Origin of the sequence: Starkeya sp. ORNL1 (assembly GCF_012971745.1) — a bacterium.
Taxonomy (GTDB): Bacteria; Pseudomonadota; Alphaproteobacteria; order Rhizobiales; family Xanthobacteraceae; genus Ancylobacter.
This window is the reverse complement of sequence record NZ_CP048834.1, coordinates 2,685,724-2,703,272: the sequence shown is the minus strand read 5'-3', so window position 1 is coordinate 2,703,272 and position 17,549 is coordinate 2,685,724. Positions and strand designations below refer to the sequence as shown.

Below are 17,549 nucleotides of genomic sequence, written 5' to 3'. Positions count from 1 at the left end.
GATCCCAACTCATCGTGATCTATGGCGCCGGCGCGTCGCCTTCGCCGACCACGGAGAATGGCGCCCAATAGCTCGGATGCGCCATGAAGTCGTCGCCGGTGTCGATCAGTGCCGACATCGAGCGCCGCATCGCCTCGGCGCGGCCGAGCGTGGGGTCGGCCTTGATGGCGTCGAAGGCGCCGGTGGTCAGCTCCACCGCCGCGGACGAGGTCACCGGCCAGTGCGAGACCAGCAGCGCCCGGCTTCCGGCATAGAGGAAGGCGCGGGCAAGGCCCGAGAGCGTCTCGCCATGGCCGTTGCCGGCGGCGGTGTTGCAGGCCGAGAGGATCACCCAGTCGGCATCGAGCTTCAGCGCGGCGATCTCGCTGGCGGTCAGCAGGCCGTCATCGAGCGCGCTTGCCCGCGCCGGCGGCGTCAGCACCAGAGCCGGCTCGGCGAGGCCGGCGGACATTTGGCTGGTGTCGCCAGCGAGCAGCCCGTGGGTGGCGAAATGCAGCACGCGGTAGCGCTCGAGCGGCAGCTTCTTCAGCTCGGCCTCGCTGGCGTCCGGCCCGATATGCATGGTCGCCGGCGCCGCGCCGAGGCTGGCGCCGACGCATTTGATCTCGGTCGCGGTGTCGGCGAGCGGGCAGAGCAGGCGCACCGCATCGGCATCGGCGAGGCCGATCCCGTCCGCCATCGCCACTTGCGTCATGCCGCCGGCGGCGCGCGCAGCGCGGGCCTGCCGGGTGATGCCGGCCGATGAGGCGATCGTCGGGCAAGCGTCGGGAGCCGGAATGCGCGGGCAGCTGCGGGTTCCTGTCAGCACCGGGTCGCCGAAGCCGAGATAGGCGTCGGGCGCGGCGCTGGCCTTGGCATTGGTGCGCATGGTGCGCAGCGCGGCGATGGAAGGCAGCACGGTGATGGCATTGCTGCGGCCGAGGAAGGCGGTGGCTTTCAGGTCGGCGCCGCTCTCGGGCTTCGCCACCTTCGGCTCCTCGGTCACCAGCACCTGGAACGGCAGCGCGGCGAGCGGCTCCGGCGTCACCAGCAGCAGCTTCTTGCCCTTCAGCTGCGCCGCTGCCGGGCCGAGTATGCTCTGCCAGAGCTGGTAGGACAGCATGGCGTCGAACGGCGCCAGTCTCTGCTGGTCCGCATCGGCGCCGAAGCCGGCGCAGAATTTCGCCGTCGCCTCGGCTTCGATGGCGCCGTAATCGAGCCCGCAGCGCAACTTGGCCACGGTGAAGGCGATGTCCTCCGGTGCGATCTGCAACGCCGCCCAGATGGCGTCGTTCTTGGTGACCACCCAGATCCAGCTCTTGCCGAGCGTCGATTCCGGGAAGAAGGCATAGGCGATCAGCGCCTCGTCGGGCTGCAGCACTTTCTGGATGTCGACCAGGTCCACCGGCTGCGGGTCGGCCAGCGTCGCATAGTCCGGGAACCGCCCGGCGATCTGCCCGGCGATTTCGCCGAGGCGGGTATCGATAGCGGCGAGCCGGTCGCGCGCCGCCTTCATCTGCACCGAATTGCGGGCCCTGGGGTCGGCCAGCGCGGCCGTCACCGCACCATCGAGCTTGCCCCATTCCGAAGCGAGATCCTGCTGCTCGCGCACCAGGGAGGCCAGCTGGCCGGAACCGGCGGAAAAGCGCGCCGAGGTGCGGGCCAGCGCGGTCGCCGCCTCTCCCTGAGACAGCCACTGCGCCGCCATGAAGGCGGTGTCGCGCACCGCAGCCTGCTTGTCGGCCGGCGCATCGACCGCGAAGCGATAGGCGGTGCCGACCAGCCCGCTCACCGGGCGGGACAATTCGTGCAGCGAGACGCCGGTCGTGCCCTTGCCGGCGAGCGCGGCCGCGGCCTGGCGCCGGCGCAATTCGGTATAGGTGCCCATGGACGCGGTGAAGAGCTGGGCGGCATAGGCCCATTCCTGCTTGCCGGCATGCAGCCAGCCGAGATTATTGGCGGAGAGCGCGACGTCCGGATTGTCCTGCCCGAGCCGGCCGAGGCGGGTATCGAACACGAAGTCCAGCAGCGGCTGCGCCTGGTCGTAGCGGCCGCGGTCGCGGTAATAGACGCCGAGATTATTGGTCGCCAGAAGCACTTCGGGCGAATCCTTGGGCCGCAGCCGGCCCCAGGTGTCCATGCTGATACGGTAGAATTTCTCCGCATCATTGTAGCGCTGCAGGTGCTTGTAGAGGCCGGCGAGGTTGGTCGCGGAATTGGCGACCGCCTCCTGCCCCTTCTTGCCGGCCTTGGCGCCGAGATCATAGGCGCGCAGCAGCGCCGCCTCGGCCTTGTCGAGCTGCGCCGAGGCCATATAGGCGCCCGCGAGGTTGTTCAGGCTGTAGGCGACCTGCACGCTTTGCGGGCCTTGCGCCTTGGCATCCATGTCGACGAGCTGCTCGAAGATCGGCGCCGCTTCCGCGCTCTTGCCCTGACGCAGCAGCGAGGTGGCGAGCGCGTTCAGCGGAACGTTGAGCGAAGGGTCGTTCGGCTTGCCATATTGCGCGCGGGCGGCAAGCGAGGCGCGCAGCTCGGTCTCCGCTGCGTCGTAGCGGCCCTGGTCGAGATAGATCATTGCGAGGTCTTCGCGCAGCATCGGCTCGGCGAGCGGGGTGCGCTGCGGGATGGTGCGGCCGATGGCGATGGCGCGTTCGATCGCCTCCTGCGCCTTGGGCAGATTGCCTTCGCGCTTGAACTTCAGGGCTTCGTCGCGTGCGTCGATCATCTTCCCGACGCGCGCATCGCGCGCCGCCTGCGCCGGTGCGGCGAGGCAGAATGCCAGCAGGAGGAGGGCCATGAGACGCACGCACAATCCTCCCGACCGGCGGCAGCCCGCCGCGTCATGATGGACGGGGCGGAGGCAGCCGGCAATGCTTGTGTGGCGAGGCGCGTGGCTTCAGCATCCTTCGAGGCTCGCTGCGCGCGCACCTCAGGATGAGGTCGCGTTTTTAGGGAACGACCTCATCCTGAGGTGCCGGCCAAAGGCCGGCCTCGAAGGATGCTCATGCAACACGACACCTCAGCTCGCGAGCGCCTCCACCGGCGGGCAGGAGCAGACGAGGTTGCGGTCGCCGGCGACATTGTCGATGCGCGACACCGGCGGCCAGTATTTGGCGCCGTCATCAGGATCGCCGGCGGGATAGGCCGCCTCCAGCCGCGAATAGGGATGGTGCCACTCACTCGCCAGCGTCTCCGCGGCGGTGTGCGGCGCGTTGACCAGCGGATTGTCGTCGCGCGGCCACTCGCCCCCGGAGACCTTCGCCGCCTCCTGCGCGATGGCGATCATCGCCGCGCAGAACCGGTCGAGCTCGTGCTTCGGCTCGGATTCGGTGGGCTCCACCATCAGCGTGCCGGGCACCGGCCAGGACATGGTCGGCGCATGGAATCCGTAATCGATCAGCCGCTTGGCGACATCCTCGACACCGATGCCGGCCGCCTCCTTGAACCCGCGCACATCGAGAATGCACTCGTGGGCGACGCGCCCGTGGCTGCCCTTGAACAGCACCGGGAAATGCGGCTCCAGCCGGGTGGCGATGTAATTGGCGCTGAGGATCGCGGTCTCCGTCGCCTGCTTGAGGCCGGAGGCCCCCATCATGCGGATATACATCCAGGTGATGGGCAGGATCGACGCGCTGCCGAACGGCGCCGCCGCCACCGCGTGGGCCGAGTCCAGCACGACATGGCCCGGCAGATAGGGCGCGAGGTGTGCCTTGACGCCGATCGGTCCGATGCCGGGGCCGCCGCCGCCATGGGGAATGCAGAAGGTCTTGTGCAAATTCATGTGGCAGACATCGGCGCCGATGTCGCCGGGCCGGGCCAGCCCGACCAGCGCATTGAGATTCGCGCCGTCGAAATAGACCTGCCCGCCATGGGCATGGACGATGGCGCAGATGTCCCGGGCGCCTTCCTCGAACACGCCGTGCGTGGAAGGGTAGGTGAACATCAAGGCCGCCAGCCGGTCGGCATATTGCTCGGCTTTGGCCTTGAGGTCGGCGATGTCAATGTCGCCATCCTCGGTGCATTTGACCACGACCACGCCCATACCGGCCATCGAGGCGCTGGCCGGGTTGGTGCCGTGCGCGGAGGAGGGGATCAGGCACACCGTGCGATGCGTGTCGCCGCGCGCCTCGTGATAGTGGCGGATAGCGAGCAGGCCGGCATATTCGCCCTGGCTGCCGGCATTTGGCTGCAGGCTCACCGCATCGAAGCCGGTGATCTCCGCCAGCCAGCCTTCCAGCTCGTCGATCATGGCGCGGTAGCCGGCGGTGTGCGCCGCCGGCGCGAAGGGGTGCAGGTTCGCGACGCTCGGCCAGCTCACCGGCATCATCTCCGCCGCGGCATTGAGCTTCATGGTGCAGGAGCCGAGCGGGATCATGGCGCGGTCGAGCGCCAGGTCCTTGTCGGCGAGCCGGCGCAGGAAGCGCATCATCTCGGTTTCCGAGCGGTTCTGATGGAACACCGGCTGGGTCAGGAACTCGCGGCCGCGCGGCGAGCCGGGCATCGAGCCGGACGCCTCGGGAGCGACCTCGATGCCGAACAGCGCGGCGATGGCCTCGAGGTCGGCCTCGGTCGAGGTCTCGTCGAAGGCAATGCTGATGCGATCGGCATCGATCACCCGCAGCAGCCGGCCACCAGCCTCGGCCGCGGCGGCAATCGCGGCCGCCTGCCCGTCGGTGGCGATGGTCACGGTGTCGAAGCGTTGGCTGCCGATTACCGAGAGGCCCGCCGCCGCGAGCGCGCGGGCAAGGCGATCCGCCAGCGCGTGCACGCGCCCGGCGATTGCCTGGAGGCCGGAAGGTCCGTGCCAGATCGCATAGGCCGCCGCCATATTGGCCAGCAGCGCCTGCGCGGTGCAGATATTGGAGGTCGCCTTGTCGCGGCGGATATGCTGCTCGCGGGTCTGCAAAGCGAGGCGATAGCCCGCCCGCCCCTCGGCATCCACCGACTGGCCGACCAGGCGGCCGGGCATCAGCCGGGTGAGCTTGTCGGAAACCGCGCAATAGGCGGCGTGCGGGCCGCCAAAGCCCATCGGCACGCCGAACCGCTGCATCGGGCCGACCGCGACATCGGCACCGAGCCTCGCCGGCGCATCGGTCAGCGTCAGGCCGAGCGGATCGCAGATGAACACCACCACGGCGCCGGTCGCGCGGGCCTTCTCGATGGCGGCCTTGTGGTCGCCATAGACACCCTCGGTGTCCGGCCACGATACCAGCAGGGCGGCGGTGTCGGCATCGATCTCCTCGCCATCGACGATCATGCCGAGCGGCTCGGCGCGGGTGCGCACCACGTCCAGCGTCTGCGGATGCGCCTTGCCGGCAAGCGCCACCTTGTTGCGCTTCTCGCGGTGATGGCGGAAGGCGATGCCGACCGCCTCGGCCACCGCGGTGGCCTCGTCGAGCAGCGAAGCGGAGGCGACCGGCAGGCCGGTGAGCTCGGTGATCAGGGTCTGGAAATGGAACAGCATTTCCAGCCGACCCTGGCTGATCTCGGCCTGATAGGGCGTATAGGCGGTGTACCAGGCCGGGTTCTCGAACAGGTTGCGCTGGATCACCGGAGGAACATGGACGCCGTGATAGCCGGCGCCGATGAAGCTCTTCAGCACCGTGTTCCCGGCCATCGTCGCGGCCAGCTCGGCGAGCGCTTCCGCCTCGCTTGCCGGTGCCGGCAAGGCGAGCGGGCGGGTGAGCCGGATCGAGGCCGGCACCGCCTGCGAGATCAGGGTCTCGACAGAGGGGACACCGATCGCCGCCAGCATGGTGCGGATATCTTCGCTGCGCGGGCCGATATGGCGGGACGAGAATGCGACGCTCATGGTGTTGCCTCTTCTTGCCTCGCCGTCAGCCGATATGGGCTTTGTAGCCGGCTTCATCCATCAGGCCGTCGAGCTGGCTCGCGTCCTTCAGGGTCATCGTCCAGAGCCAGCCCTCGGCGGTCGGCGCCGAATTCACCAGAGCCGGGTCGGATGAGAGCGTGGTGTTGGCGCTGAGGATGGTGCCGTCCGCCGGCATGTAGACGTCGGACGCCGCCTTGACGGACTCGACCACCACGGCGACGTCGCCCTTGGCGAGGTCCGCGCCCTTCTCCGGAAGCTGGACGAAAACCAGATCGCCGAGCTGGTCCTGCGCGTAATCGGTGATGCCGACGGTGGCGACATCACCCTCGACGCGGATCCATTCATGGTCGGGCGTGAAATAGGTCTTGGACAAGGCAATCACCCTTTGTGGTAGCGCTGGGGGATGAAGGGCAGGGGGTGGACGGTGACGGGGACGTTGGTGCCCCGCACATCGGCGAACAGCCGGGTTCCGGCCTGTGCGAGCGCGACGGGCACATAGCCCATGGCGACCGGATGGCCGGCCGAGGGGCCGAAGCCGCCGGAGGTGACGGTGCCGGCCGGCACGCCCTCCGCATCGAACAGCGCCGCGCCGCCACGCACCGGCTGGCGGCCTTCCGGCTTCAGGCCAACCCGGCGGCGGGTCGCGCCGGCCGCGATGATGGCGCGCAGCGCATCGGCGCCGATGAAGCGGCCGCCGGCGCGGATCTCCTTCGGGATCGCCCAGATCAGCCCGGCGCTCAGCGGATCGGTCTCCGGCGTGATGTCCTGCCCATGCAGGCAAAGCCCGGCCTCCAGCCGCAGGCTGTCGCGCGCGGCGAGCCCGACCCACATCACCCGCGGATCGGCCAGCAGCGTCGTCACCAGCGCTCGGGCGTCGGCTTCCTGCACTGCGATCTCGAAGCCGTCCTCGCCGGTATAGCCGGAGCGGCTGACGAACCAGCCGGGGCGCGGCTCGACGCCCTGCATGAAGGTAAGCCCGGCGGTGGCGATGCCGGCATCCTCCAGCACGCGCGCCGCCTCCGGCCCTTGCAGCGCAAGGAAGACGCGGTCGAGCGGCGTGACCCGGCAGTCGAAATCCGCCGCCAGCTTGCGCAGATGCGCCTCGTCGGCGCTCGCATTGCCGGCATTGGCGACCACCATGAAGCGGTCCGCGCCGCGCTCGAGCTGGACCAGCCGCGTCACGATGAGATCGTCGAGGATGCCGGCATTCTCGTTGAGGAAGAAGCTGAGCTTGGATTGCGGCGCCACCATCGCACCGGCATCGAGCGGGCAGGCGCGGCTCAGCAGCGCCGCGGCGCCCGGTCCGCTCAGCTCGAACAGCTTCATGTGCGAAATGTCGAACAGCCCGGCCTGCTGGCGGGTATGAAGATGCTCCTTCATCACGCCGGGCGCATAGGTCAGCGGCATGTTCCAGCCGGCGAAGCCGCCGAAGCGAGCGCCGGCGCTCGCATGGAGATCGTGAAGCGGGAGGGTCTTGTCCTGCGAGGTGCCTGCGGTCCCGTCAGCCATGTCTTCTCCAGAGTCGCACGCCCCCCGCCGCGTCATGCGGCCGGTTCGTGCCCCTCTGTCTGAAGCCTGAGAGACTCGCGCCCGGAACGATTCGGACGCTTACACCTTCGGCGCGGGGTGTTGGCCCCGACTTTCCAGAGTGTCTATCCCGTTCACGGTTCTTTTGCCTGAGAGATTTCGGGCGATTCCCCTTCGGCGGCAGCGGCGCTGCTCTCTCCCGCAAACGGACAGGGCAAAAGCCCCAAGACGGGGAATCACTAGCCGACGTGAGGCGCTTTGTCACCCTGAGACCACGCCTGCACTGGACCGGCGCACCGCTTTCCGCTCATCTGTCGCCGCGGCGGCAAAGGGCGGCGAGAGGGAACGGACATGGACAAGGCAACGCTCGGACGCATCATCGATCAGGGCCGCGGGACAGTGCCGGCCGACCTCGTGGTGAAGGGCGTGCGCCTGCTCGACGTCATCACTGGTGCCATCACGCAGACCGACATCGCCATATGCGGCGACCGCATCGTCGGCACCTATGAAGCCTATGAGGGCACGCGCGAGATCGATGGAAGCGGCCTGTTCGCGGTGCCGGGCTTCATCGACACCCACCTGCATGTCGAATCCTCGCTGGTCACCCCGCTGGAGTTCGACCGTTGCGTGCTGCCGCACGGCGTGACCACGGCGATCTGCGATCCGCACGAGATCGCCAATGTGCTGGGCGCGCCCGGCATCCGCTATTTCCAGGCCTGCGCCGAAGCGACCATCATGGATTTGCGGGTGCAGCTTTCCTCGTGCGTGCCCGCGACCGCGTTCGAGACTTCCGGCGCCGAACTGACCGCTGCAGATCTGGTGGCGCTGCGCGGTCATCGCAGCGGCATCGGCCTCGCCGAGTTCATGAATTTCCCCGGCGTGCTGTTCAAGGACGAGGGTGCCCTCGACAAGCTCGTCGCCTTCAGCGAGGGCCACATCGACGGCCACGCTCCGTTGCTGTCGGGACGCGACCTCAATGGCTACATCGCCTCGGGCATCCGCACCGAGCATGAGGCGACGACGCTTGGGGAAGCCCGCGAGAAATTGAAGAAGGGCATGACCGTGCTGATCCGCGAGGGCTCGGTCTCGAAAGACCTGCACGCGCTGATCCCGCTGATCGATGCCGACACCTCCGCCTTCCTCGCCTTCTGCACCGACGACCGCAACCCGCTCGACATCGCCGAGGAAGGCCATCTCGACTACATGATCCGGGAAGCCATCGCCCATGGCGCGCCGCTGCACCACGTCTATCGCGTCGCCAGCTGGTCGGCGGCGAACGCCTTCGGGCTGAGAGATCGGGGCCTGATCGCGCCGGGCAAGCGCGCCGACATCGTGCTGCTGGACGATCTGGAGCGCTGCTCGGTGCGTGCGGTGATCTCCGCCGGGCGGCTGGTAAGCGAGGAATTATTCGCGACGCGCCCACACATTGCCGCGGTCGGCCTCGATTCCATGAAGGCGCAGCGCGTCGACGCCGATGCCTTCCGCGCCTCGGCCAACCGCGCCGCGACCCCGGTGATCGGCGTGGTGCCCGGCCGCATCATCACCGAGCATCTGACCATGGATTTGGCCGTCGTCGGCGGCGCCAAGCAGGTGGATCTGGAGCAGGACGCGGTGAAGGTCTGTGTCGTCGCCCGCCACGGCAAGAACCACAATATCGGCCGCGGCTTCGTCCATGGCTTCGGCATGAAGCGCGGCGCCATCGCCTCCTCGATCGGCCATGACAGCCACAATATCTGCGTGGTGGGTGTGAGCGATGAAGATATGGCGGTGGCGGTGAACCGGCTGATCGAGCTGCGCGGCGGGTTTGTGGTGGCGCAGGGGGGCGAGGTGCGCGCCGAGCTGGCGCTCCCGGTCGCTGGCCTGATGGCCGACACCTCGTTCGAGGAGGTGCATGACGCGCTGATCCCGCTGCGCGCCGCGGCGAAGGCGCTGGGCGTGGTGCTGGCGGAGCCGTTCCTGCAGGTCGCCTTCCTGCCGCTGCCGGTGATCCCGCATCTGAAGATCACCGATTTCGGCATGTTCGACGTGGATCGGTTCGAATTGATCGTGGAGTGAGGGTGCTCGGTGTGAGCATCCTTCGAGGCCCGGCTTTGCCGGGCACCTCAGGATGACGTGGTTATAAAAGCAACGTCATCCTGAGGTGCGAGCGCAGCGAGCCTCGAAGGATGCTGAAGCCAAGCCACGCATCTGCTAGAGCACCCACGCCCGCCACGTTCCAAAGCCCCATGCAGCCCATCCGCTCCGCCTTCTTCAACGTCTTCCTGCTGTTCTGGACGCTCTTCCTCGCCGCCACCATGCCGTGGCTCGCCTGGAAGAAGGACCCCGTCGTGACCCGCCGCATCTCGCGGCTGTGGGCGAGCGGCATCGTCCGGGGCATGCGCGTGCTCGGCGGGCTGTCCTATCGCGAGATCGGCCGCGAGCACCGGCCGGCGACGCCGGCGCTCTACGTCTCCAACCACCAGTCGGCGTGGGAGACCATCGTCTTCGCCGTGCTGGTGCCGGAGGTCGCCATCGTGCTGAAGGAGGAGCTTTACCGCATCCCGATCTTCGGCTGGTTCCTGGAGCGCTCGCCGATGATCGCCATCGACCGCGCCGGCGGCTCCTCCTCGCTCAAGAAGATGTTCCGCGAGGCGCGCGAGGCCACCAGGCAGGGGCGCAGCCTGCTGATCTTCCCGGAAGGCACCCGCCGCGCCCCGACCGAGCGGGCGGATTTCCACCGCGGCGTGCTGCTGCTCTACAAGGCGCTGGGCGTGCCGGTGGTGCCGGTGGCGCACAATGCCGGGCTCTACTGGAAGGCCCGCAGTTTCTCCATAAAGAGCGGCGAAATCACTGTGTCCTATCTGCCGGCGATCCCCCCCGGCCTGCCCGACGAGGAATTCATGACCAGGGTGCGCGAGGTTATCTATGCCGAGCGCGACCGGCTGGTCGGCATCACGGAGCAATCGGCGTGAGTGACGGCGTTGTGATCATCGGTGGCGGGCAGGGCGGCTTCCAGCTTGCCGCCTCGCTGCGTGAAGCCGGCTATGCGGAAAAGATCACGCTGGTCGGCGAGGAGCCAGGCCTGCCCTATCAGCGCCCGCCGCTGTCCAAAGCCTATCTCAAGGGCGAGGCCGATGCCGAGCATCTGGAGTTGCGGCCCGCCGCCTTCTATGCCGACCATCAGGTCGACCTCGTCACCGCGCGGGTGGATGCCATCGACCGCGCCGCGCGGCGCGTGACGCTGTCGGACGGTTTGAGCCTGCCCTACGACCACCTGGTGCTCGCTACCGGTGCGCGCAATCGCCCGCTTCCGGTTCCCGGGGCCGATCTCGACGGTGTGCTCTATCTGCGCACCCTCGCCGACGCCGACGATCTCAAGGCCCGGCTTGCCAAGGCCCGCAACGTCGTGGTCGTCGGCGCCGGGTTTATCGGCCTCGAATTCGCTGCCGTTGCCCGCGCATTGGGCCATGAGGTGACGGTGCTGGAGGCGACGCAGCATCCGATGGGCCGTGCCATCTCGCCGACCATGTCGGCCTTTTTTGCCGAGGCCCATCGGGCCATGGGCACGCGCCTCGTACTCGCCGCCGGCGTGGTCTGGATCCATGGCAATGACGGGAAGGTCGCGCAGGTCGAAACCACGGACGGCGCGCTCCAGCCGCCGGGCGGGGTGCTGCATCCGGCCGACCTCGTGCTGGTCGGCATCGGCGTGGTGCCGAACACCGAGCTTGCCGCGGCCGCGGGCCTCGAAGTGGCGAACGGCATCGTCGTCGACGCCGAATTGCGCACCAGCGATCCCAATATCTCCGCGCTCGGCGACGCGGTGTCTTATCCGAGCCTGCATGCCGGGGCGATGGTGCGGCTGGAATCGGTGCAGAACACCGTCGACCACGCCCGCACCATAGCGGCGCGGCTCGCCGGGCGGCCGACGGCCTATGCTGCGGTGCCATGGTTCTGGAGCGACCAGTCGGACCTGAAGCTGCAGATGGTCGGTTTGGCGCGCCCGACGGATGAGGCCGTGCTGCGCGGCGACCCTGCGAGCCGCCGCTTTTCAGTGTTCCGCTTCCGCGACGGCCGCCTGACGGCGATCGAAAGCGTGAACCGGCCGGCGGACCACATGCTGGGGCGGCGCTTGCTGGTCGATCCGGCCAAGCCGTCCTCGCTGACGCCGGAACAGGCGGCGGACGAGGGGTTCGAGCTGAAGGCGCTGCTCGCGCGCTAACCATTAGCCGTCATCCCGGCCGGAGCCCGCAGGGCGTAGAGCCGGGATCGCGTGAAGTCCCGCACTTCACCTTGCTACGATCCCGGATCGGCCATGCGGCCGTCCGGGATGACAGCCCGGTGTGATGACGCCCGGCGGGAAACCCGCCATAGTGGCAAAACCGCTAGCTCCCGGTTCCGCCGATGGCCTTCTCGCTGCGCCAGCTCCAGTATTTCGTCGCGGTGGCGGAGAACGGTTCCGTCTCCTCGGCTGCGCACACGCTGTCCATCTCGCAATCGACCGTCACCGAGGCGCTGCGCGAGCTGGAGCTCGATCTCGGCTTCCGCCTGCTCGACCGCCACGCCCGCGGCGCCGACCTCACGCTGAAGGGCCATCATTTCCTGCGCCATGCCCGCAAGATCATGGCGGATGTCGCCGATGCCCGTCGCGCGCTGTCCGGCGGCGAGACCATGGCGTTGTCGGGTCGGCTGTCGGTTGGGGTGACGCCGCTGGTCGCCGGCTATGTCTATTCCGACCTCTCCGCTCGTTTCCGCCGTGCTTTCCCCGATGTCGCGGTGGAGGCGGTGGAAGACGCAGCGGATTATCTCGAGCACCTTCTCGTCGGCGGCGAGCTCGATGTCGCGGTGATGGTGCTGCCGCCGGGGCGGCGCTCCTCCGCCTTGCAGACCGAGACAGTGGAAGTCTCGCCCTATCGCGCCTGGCTGCCACTCGGCCATCCGCTCAGTGCCGAGGACCGCGTCAGCATGCGCGATCTCGCCGGCGAGCCGCAGGTGCTGCTCACCGTCGACGAGATTGCCGAAACCTCGGAAATGGTGTGGCGCCGGCTCGGCATCCGCCCGCCGGTGGCGTTCCGCACCCGCTCGGTGGAGGCGGTACGCAGCCTGGTGGCGACCGGCGCCGGCGTCGCCGTGCTGCCGGACCTCACCTATCGGCCCTGGTCGCTGGAGGGCGACAAGATCGAGGCGCGTCCGCTCATCGAGGATCTCCCCGCCATCGAGGTGGCGACCGCCTGGCGCCGCGGCTCGCCGCTCTCCGCGGCGGCGTCCGGCTTCGTGTCGATCGCCGCGACGCGGCACGGTGGGCGGATGCGCTAGGTCAGCCCGCGCTTTCAGTGTCGGGCACCGGCTGCGGCCAGCGGGCAAGCGCGTCCAGGCCGGCTTGCGTCAGGGCATAGACGCCGCGCTCGGTGCGGGCGAACCAGCCATAGACATTGTCGTGCAGGATCGCCGCCGCCTTCGGCGCGGCGGGGCGTAGATCGCGCGGCCGCTTCGGGCCCTCGATCATGGCGGCGGCGCAGGCCAGTGCCTGCTGCCGATACGCCGTCATGATCGGCGCTCCCCTGCCACCGCCCACCGCCGGGTCGCCCTGCCGGCGCTTATGCTCCTCCACCAGCCGCGAGCGACGGCGCGGATCCTTGCGCGGCATCGGCGCCACCGGGCTGACGATGATCGACACCTCGCCCGCCTGCGAGACGCCGAGCATGCCGAAGCCGAGCCGGCGGCACAGATTGCGGAAGCGCGCATCGGCTTCGCGACCCTTGCCCCGCGCCGAGATGCGCGCCGCCAGCCAGACCTCGTCGCAGGCGCTGGCGCGGTCGACGGCTTGCAGCACCAGTTCGAGATTGAAGCTGAGCTTCAACTCGCCGATGACCACGACCGGCGCCTCGTCCGCCGAAATGGCAAGGAGATCGCAGCCGCCGACCTCGCCTTTCACGGTGAAGCCGAGGCCTTCGAGGAATGCCTTGACCGGCAGATAGAGCGTCGTCTCCAGGGTTGGTCTCCGTCGTCAGTTCCGCGGCTGGCCGGCGCCGGGATTGGTCGCGATCCAGATGATGTGCCGTGCTCCGCCGCGCTTGCCATTGGCGCGCACCCGCACTTCCTCGACGCCGAACCCCGCCTTGCGCAGGCGCCGGGTGAAATCGGCGTCCGGCCCCGACGACCACACCGCGAGCATGCCGCCGGGCCGCAGCGCCGCCCGCGCCGCGCCGAGGCCCGCCGTGTCGTAGAGCCGGTCATTGGTGGCGCGCGTCAGCCCGTCCGGGCCGTTGTCGACGTCGAGCAGGATGGCGTCATAGGCGGTGCGCGCGGCACGGATCAGGCCGCCGACATCCTCCTCGCGGATGGTCACGCGCGGATCGCTCAGGCTGTCGCCGAAAATCTCCGCCATCGGCCCGCGCGCCCAGGTCACGACGGCCGGCACCAGTTCTGCGACGACGATGCCGGCGTCCGATCCGAGTTCGGCCAGCGCGGCGCGCAGCGTGAAGCCCATGCCCAGCCCGCCGATCAACATTTGCGGACGCGCGCGCCCGACGAGCCGCGCGCAGACCGTGGTGGCCAGCGCCTGCTCGGAGCCGCTGAGACGGCTGTTCATCAGCTCGGTGGAGCCGGTCATGATCGAGAATTCGGCGCCGCGCCGCATCAAGCGCAGTTCGCCGGGTCCGTCGGGCACTTTTGCGGTATCGAGCTGCAACCAGGGAATCACGAGGGGCACTCTCAGCGAACGCGTATTTTGCACGTCGCCCGGCTGGCGCCAAAGCGAGGTCCGTATGCCCATCTGTTGCTCATCGGTTTTTCCGATGGCGCCCTTCTCATCTTTGGTGTGGCGCGTGACGGAACGTAGGGTCAGACTTCACCGCAAAGGGCCGATCAGGCCCGCAGAACAGAGGGAACCGTCATGCGCACCGCCCACTGCCTCCCGCATTTGTTGGCGCTCGTCGCCTCTGCCTCGCTCAGCCTGCAACCCGCCTTCGCCGCCGAGAAGACATCCATCGGCAAAGGCGAGGGTTCGGTCGATATCGTCGCGTGGCCCGGCTATATCGAGCGCGGCGATACCGACAAGGGCTATGACTGGGTCACCGATTTCGAGAAGAAGACCGGCTGCAAGGTCAATGTGAAGACCGCCGGCACCTCGGACGAGATGGTGGCGCTGATGAATGAAGGCGGCTTCGACCTCGTCACCGCCTCAGGCGATGCCTCGCTGCGCCTGATCGCCGGCAAGAAGGTCGCCCCGGTCAATACCAAGCTGATCAAGAGCTGGGGCAACGTCGACCCGCGCTTGCAGAATGCGCCCTGGCACATGGTCAATGGCGTGCATTACGGCGTGCCCTATCAGTGGGGCTCCAACGTGCTGATGTACAACACCGAGGTGTTCAAGGAGGCGCCGAAGAGCTGGAACGTGGTGTTCGAGGCGATGGACCTGCCGGACGGCAAGCCCAACAAGGGCCGCGTGCAGGCCTTTGACGGCCCGATCTACATTGCCGATGCCGCGCTGTACCTGATGAAGCACAAGCCCGAGCTCGGCATCAAGGATCCCTATGAGCTGAACGAGGATCAGTACAAGGCAGCGCTCGAGCTGTTGCGCGCGCAGCGCAAGATCGTGCAGCGCTATTGGCACGATGCCATGGTGCAGGTCGACGACTTCACCAATGAAGGCGTGGTCGCCTCTTCCTCCTGGCCGTTCCAGGTGAATTTGCTCATCAGCCAGAAGAAGCCGATCGCCTCGACGCTTCCCGAGGAAGGCGCCACCGGCTGGGCCGACACCACCATGATGCATGTCGACGCCAAGCACCCGAACTGCGCCTATATGTGGATGGAGCATTCCATCGACCCGAAGGTGCAGGGCGATCTCGCTTCCTGGTTCGGTTCGGTGCCGTCGGTCCCCGCCGCCTGCAAGGGCAATGCGCTGCTGACCGATGATGGCTGCAAGACCAACGGCGCCGAGAATTTCGAGAAGATCCACTTCTGGCGCACCCCGGTCGCCAAGTGCCCGACCCAGTCCGCCGGCTGCGTGCCCTATTATCGCTGGGTGTCGGACTACATCGCCGTGCTCGGCGGAAGGTAGCCGTTCCACAGACGTACCCTCATGCCCGGGCTTGACCCGGGCATCCAGTCCTGGACAGCGCGACGCCTGGCCTTCTGGATCCCCGGGTCAAGCCCGGGGATGAGGGCGATCCCTATTCGAGGTCGATACTGACGATGCACGCCACCCTCGACACCGCCCTCACGATTCCGGCCGTCCGCTTCGCGGGCGTGGTCCGGCACTTCGGGTCGGTGAAGGCGGTGGACGGCGTCGACCTTGCCATCGCGCCGGGCGAGTTCTTTGCCATGCTCGGGCCCTCCGGCTCCGGCAAGACCACCTGCCTGCGCCTCATCGCCGGCTTCGAGCAACCGGACGCCGGCCATATCGAGATCTTCGGCGAGGCGGTCGAAGGCCTGCCGCCCTATCGGCGCGCGGTCAACACCGTGTTCCAGGACTATGCGCTGTTCCCGCATCTGAGCGTCGGCGACAATGTCGCCTATGGCTTGCGGGTGCGCGGCGTGGCGCGTGCCGAGCGCGACCGGCTGGCGCGCGAGGCACTGGCCATGGTCAAGCTCGCCGGCATGGAGGCGCGGCGCCCGGCGCAGCTCTCCGGCGGCCAGCGCCAGCGCGTCGCGCTGGCCCGCGCCCTCGTGGTACGACCGAAGGTGCTCCTCCTCGACGAGCCGCTTGGCGCGCTCGACCTCAAGCTGCGCGAGGAGATGCAGGTCGAACTGAAGAGCCTGCAGCGCGCGCTGGGCCTCACCTTCGTGTTCGTGACGCACGACCAGGGTGAAGCGCTGTCCATGGCTGACCGCGTCGCCGTCTTCAATGAGGGCCGCATCGTCCAGGTCGGCCCGCCGGAGGAAGTTTATGAGCGGCCCGCGACGCGCTTCGTCGCCGGCTTCGTCGGCTCGGCGAATGTGCTGAGCGCGGCCGAGGCCGAGGCGCTGGGGGGGCCGGCGCGGCCATCGAGCCTCCGGCCGGAGAAGATCGCGCTGGTCACCAGTGCGCCACCGGAGGGAGCGCGCACCGTTGAGGCGACGGTGATCGACGTCTCATATCAGGGCCCGGTCCGCCGCATCACCGCCCGGACGCCCACCGGCCTCGTGCTTACCGCTGCCGTCCCCGCGGGCTCGGCCGGTGAGGTCGAGCGCGGCGGCAAGGTGACGCTCGCCGTGCGCCCGGACGCGCTCCAGCCGATGGAGGGCGAGGCATGAGCGTCGCCACCTTCGACCTTCCGAACCCACCCGAAGGCACTCTGCGCCGCCTCTCGGATTTCCTCGTCCGCCGCCACAACCTGCTCGTCCTGCTGTTGCTGGTGCCGCCGCTGCTATGGCTCGGCGTGGTCTATCTCGGCAGCCTGTTCGTCTTCCTGGCGCAGTCGATCTTCTCGATCGACGAGTTCTCCGGCACCATCGTCCGCGAGCCCACGCTCTCCACGCTCATCGAGCTGTTCAGCCCGGCGAATTTCGACATCGTCACGCGCACCGTCGGCATCGCCGCGGTGGTGACGCTGCTCTCCGCGCTGATCGCCTTTCCCATCGCCTATTACGCCGCGCGCTATGCCGGCCCGCGCGCCAAGGCCGGCTTCTATCTCGCGGTGATGATGCCGCTGTGGTCGAGCTATCTGGTCAAGGTCTATGGCTGGAAGCTGCTGCTCGCCAAGGAAGGCGCCATCGGCTGGATCGCCGGGCGCCTCGGGCTCGGCGGCGCACTGGAGGCGTGGCTGGCGCTCCCCGTGGTCGGCGGGCCGTCGCTCTCGGTTTCCTATACGGGGATGGTGCTGGTCTTCACCTATCTCTGGCTGCCCTTCATGATCCTGCCGATCCAGGCGGCGCTGGAGCGGGTGCCCGGCAGCCTGATCGAGGCGGCGGGCGATCTCGGTGCCTCGCCGGGCAAGGTGTTCCGCACCGTGATCCTGCCGCTTGCCATGCCTGGCGTGGTGGCCGGCGCCATCTTCACCTTCTCGCTGACGCTGGGCGACTACATCGTGCCGCAGATCATCGGCACCTCGGCCCTCGTGCTCGGCCAGGCTGTCTACACGCTGCAGGGCACGGCCGGGAACATCCCGCTGGCGGCGGCCTTCTCGCTGGTGCCGATCCTGGTCATGGCGCTGTTCCTCACCCTCGCCAAGAAGACGGGGGCGTTCGATGCGCTGTGAGGTTGGGCGTGGATATGCGCGCCAAACCCCCTCTCCCCGCGGGGGAGAGGGTT

Annotated in this window: 13 protein-coding genes and 1 riboswitch; of the genes, 7 read left to right on the top strand and 6 right to left on the bottom strand. The window is 68.4% G+C overall.

Features of this window, described 5'->3' with window-relative positions:
* Window positions 1-19 precede the first annotated feature (19 nt).
* The 4 genes from G3545_RS12910 to gcvT form a co-directional block, all read right to left on the bottom strand.
* Window positions 20-2,776, bottom strand: a complete 2,757-nt coding sequence (locus G3545_RS12910) for a CHAT domain-containing tetratricopeptide repeat protein (protein WP_246702887.1) — start codon at window positions 2,774-2,776, stop codon at window positions 20-22.
* A gap of 222 nt (window positions 2,777-2,998) precedes the next feature.
* Window positions 2,999-5,791, bottom strand: coding sequence for an aminomethyl-transferring glycine dehydrogenase (gene gcvP / locus G3545_RS12905; protein ID WP_170013156.1), 2,793 nt, complete (start codon window positions 5,789-5,791; stop codon window positions 2,999-3,001).
* A 25-nt stretch (window positions 5,792-5,816) separates the two neighbouring features.
* Window positions 5,817-6,185, bottom strand: a complete 369-nt coding sequence (gene gcvH / locus G3545_RS12900) for a glycine cleavage system protein GcvH (protein ID WP_170013154.1) — start codon at window positions 6,183-6,185, stop codon at window positions 5,817-5,819.
* A gap of 5 nt (window positions 6,186-6,190) precedes the next feature.
* A complete protein-coding gene (gcvT, locus tag G3545_RS12895; protein WP_170013152.1) occupies window positions 6,191-7,321 on the bottom strand; it encodes a glycine cleavage system aminomethyltransferase GcvT in 1,131 nt (376 codons plus the stop codon).
* Between the two features lie 145 nt (window positions 7,322-7,466).
* Window positions 7,467-7,551, bottom strand: a riboswitch (glycine riboswitch).
* Window positions 7,552-7,690: 139 nt separating this feature from the next.
* On the opposite strand from gcvT, the gene ade reads away from it, so the two are divergent.
* The 4 genes from ade (at window position 7,691) to G3545_RS12875 (ending at window position 12,631) form a co-directional block, all read left to right on the top strand.
* Window positions 7,691-9,394 (top strand): adenine deaminase, encoded by a 1,704-nt coding sequence (gene ade, locus G3545_RS12890; protein WP_170013150.1) that lies wholly within the window; start codon window positions 7,691-7,693, stop codon window positions 9,392-9,394.
* A 170-nt stretch (window positions 9,395-9,564) separates the two neighbouring features.
* Window positions 9,565-10,290, top strand: coding sequence for a lysophospholipid acyltransferase family protein (locus G3545_RS12885; protein ID WP_170013148.1), 726 nt, complete (start codon window positions 9,565-9,567; stop codon window positions 10,288-10,290).
* Window positions 10,287-11,537: an FAD-dependent oxidoreductase gene (locus G3545_RS12880; protein ID WP_170013145.1), complete on the top strand. Its 1,251-nt coding sequence runs from the start codon at window positions 10,287-10,289 to the stop codon at window positions 11,535-11,537. Before G3545_RS12885 ends, G3545_RS12880 begins: the two co-directional genes overlap by 4 nt.
* Window positions 11,538-11,719: 182 nt before the next feature.
* The gene (locus G3545_RS12875; RefSeq protein WP_170013143.1) at window positions 11,720-12,631 is read left to right on the top strand and encodes a LysR family transcriptional regulator; all 912 of its coding nucleotides are present in this window, start codon (window positions 11,720-11,722) and stop codon (window positions 12,629-12,631) included.
* Between the two features lies 1 nt (window position 12,632).
* Here the strand turns inward: G3545_RS12875 and G3545_RS12870 are convergent, their stop codons facing one another.
* Both G3545_RS12870 and G3545_RS12865 read right to left on the bottom strand, forming a co-directional pair.
* Window positions 12,633-13,307, bottom strand: coding sequence for a DUF2161 family putative PD-(D/E)XK-type phosphodiesterase (locus G3545_RS12870; protein WP_170018062.1), 675 nt, complete (start codon window positions 13,305-13,307; stop codon window positions 12,633-12,635).
* A 15-nt stretch (window positions 13,308-13,322) separates the two neighbouring features.
* The gene (locus tag G3545_RS12865; RefSeq protein ID WP_170013141.1) at window positions 13,323-14,018 is read right to left on the bottom strand and encodes a hypothetical protein; all 696 of its coding nucleotides are present in this window, start codon (window positions 14,016-14,018) and stop codon (window positions 13,323-13,325) included.
* Window positions 14,019-14,210: 192 nt separating this feature from the next.
* Between G3545_RS12865 and G3545_RS12860 the strand changes: the two genes are divergently transcribed.
* The 3 genes from G3545_RS12860 to G3545_RS12850 all read left to right on the top strand — a co-directional run bounded on the left by G3545_RS12860 (window position 14,211) and on the right by G3545_RS12850 (window position 17,496).
* The gene (locus tag G3545_RS12860; RefSeq protein WP_170013139.1) at window positions 14,211-15,377 is read left to right on the top strand and encodes an ABC transporter substrate-binding protein; all 1,167 of its coding nucleotides are present in this window, start codon (window positions 14,211-14,213) and stop codon (window positions 15,375-15,377) included.
* Window positions 15,378-15,511: 134 nt separating this feature from the next.
* Window positions 15,512-16,552, top strand: a complete 1,041-nt coding sequence (locus G3545_RS12855; protein ID WP_170013137.1) for an ABC transporter ATP-binding protein — start codon at window positions 15,512-15,514, stop codon at window positions 16,550-16,552.
* The gene (locus tag G3545_RS12850; RefSeq protein ID WP_170013135.1) at window positions 16,549-17,496 is read left to right on the top strand and encodes an ABC transporter permease; all 948 of its coding nucleotides are present in this window, start codon (window positions 16,549-16,551) and stop codon (window positions 17,494-17,496) included. The genes G3545_RS12855 and G3545_RS12850 overlap by 4 nt, the downstream gene beginning before the upstream one ends.
* Window positions 17,497-17,549 lie beyond the last annotated feature (53 nt).

Bases quoted from the DNA above. Each gene is read 5' to 3' on its own strand.
- G3545_RS12910 (WP_246702887.1), bottom strand. From the start codon at position 2,776: ATGGCCCTCCTCCTGCTGGCATTCTGCCTCGCCGCACCGGCGCAGGCG.
- gcvP (WP_170013156.1), bottom strand. From the start codon at position 5,791: ATGAGCGTCGCATTCTCGTCCCGCCATATCGGCCCGCGCAGCGAAGAT.
- gcvT (WP_170013152.1), bottom strand. From the start codon at position 7,321: ATGGCTGACGGGACCGCAGGCACCTCGCAGGACAAGACCCTCCCGCTT.
- ade (WP_170013150.1), top strand. From the start codon at position 7,691: ATGGACAAGGCAACGCTCGGACGCATCATCGATCAGGGCCGCGGGACA.
- G3545_RS12885 (WP_170013148.1), top strand. From the start codon at position 9,565: ATGCAGCCCATCCGCTCCGCCTTCTTCAACGTCTTCCTGCTGTTCTGG.
- G3545_RS12875 (WP_170013143.1), top strand. From the start codon at position 11,720: ATGGCCTTCTCGCTGCGCCAGCTCCAGTATTTCGTCGCGGTGGCGGAG.
- G3545_RS12860 (WP_170013139.1), top strand. From the start codon at position 14,211: ATGCGCACCGCCCACTGCCTCCCGCATTTGTTGGCGCTCGTCGCCTCT.
- G3545_RS12855 (WP_170013137.1), top strand. From the start codon at position 15,512: ATGCACGCCACCCTCGACACCGCCCTCACGATTCCGGCCGTCCGCTTC.
- G3545_RS12850 (WP_170013135.1), top strand. From the start codon at position 16,549: ATGAGCGTCGCCACCTTCGACCTTCCGAACCCACCCGAAGGCACTCTG.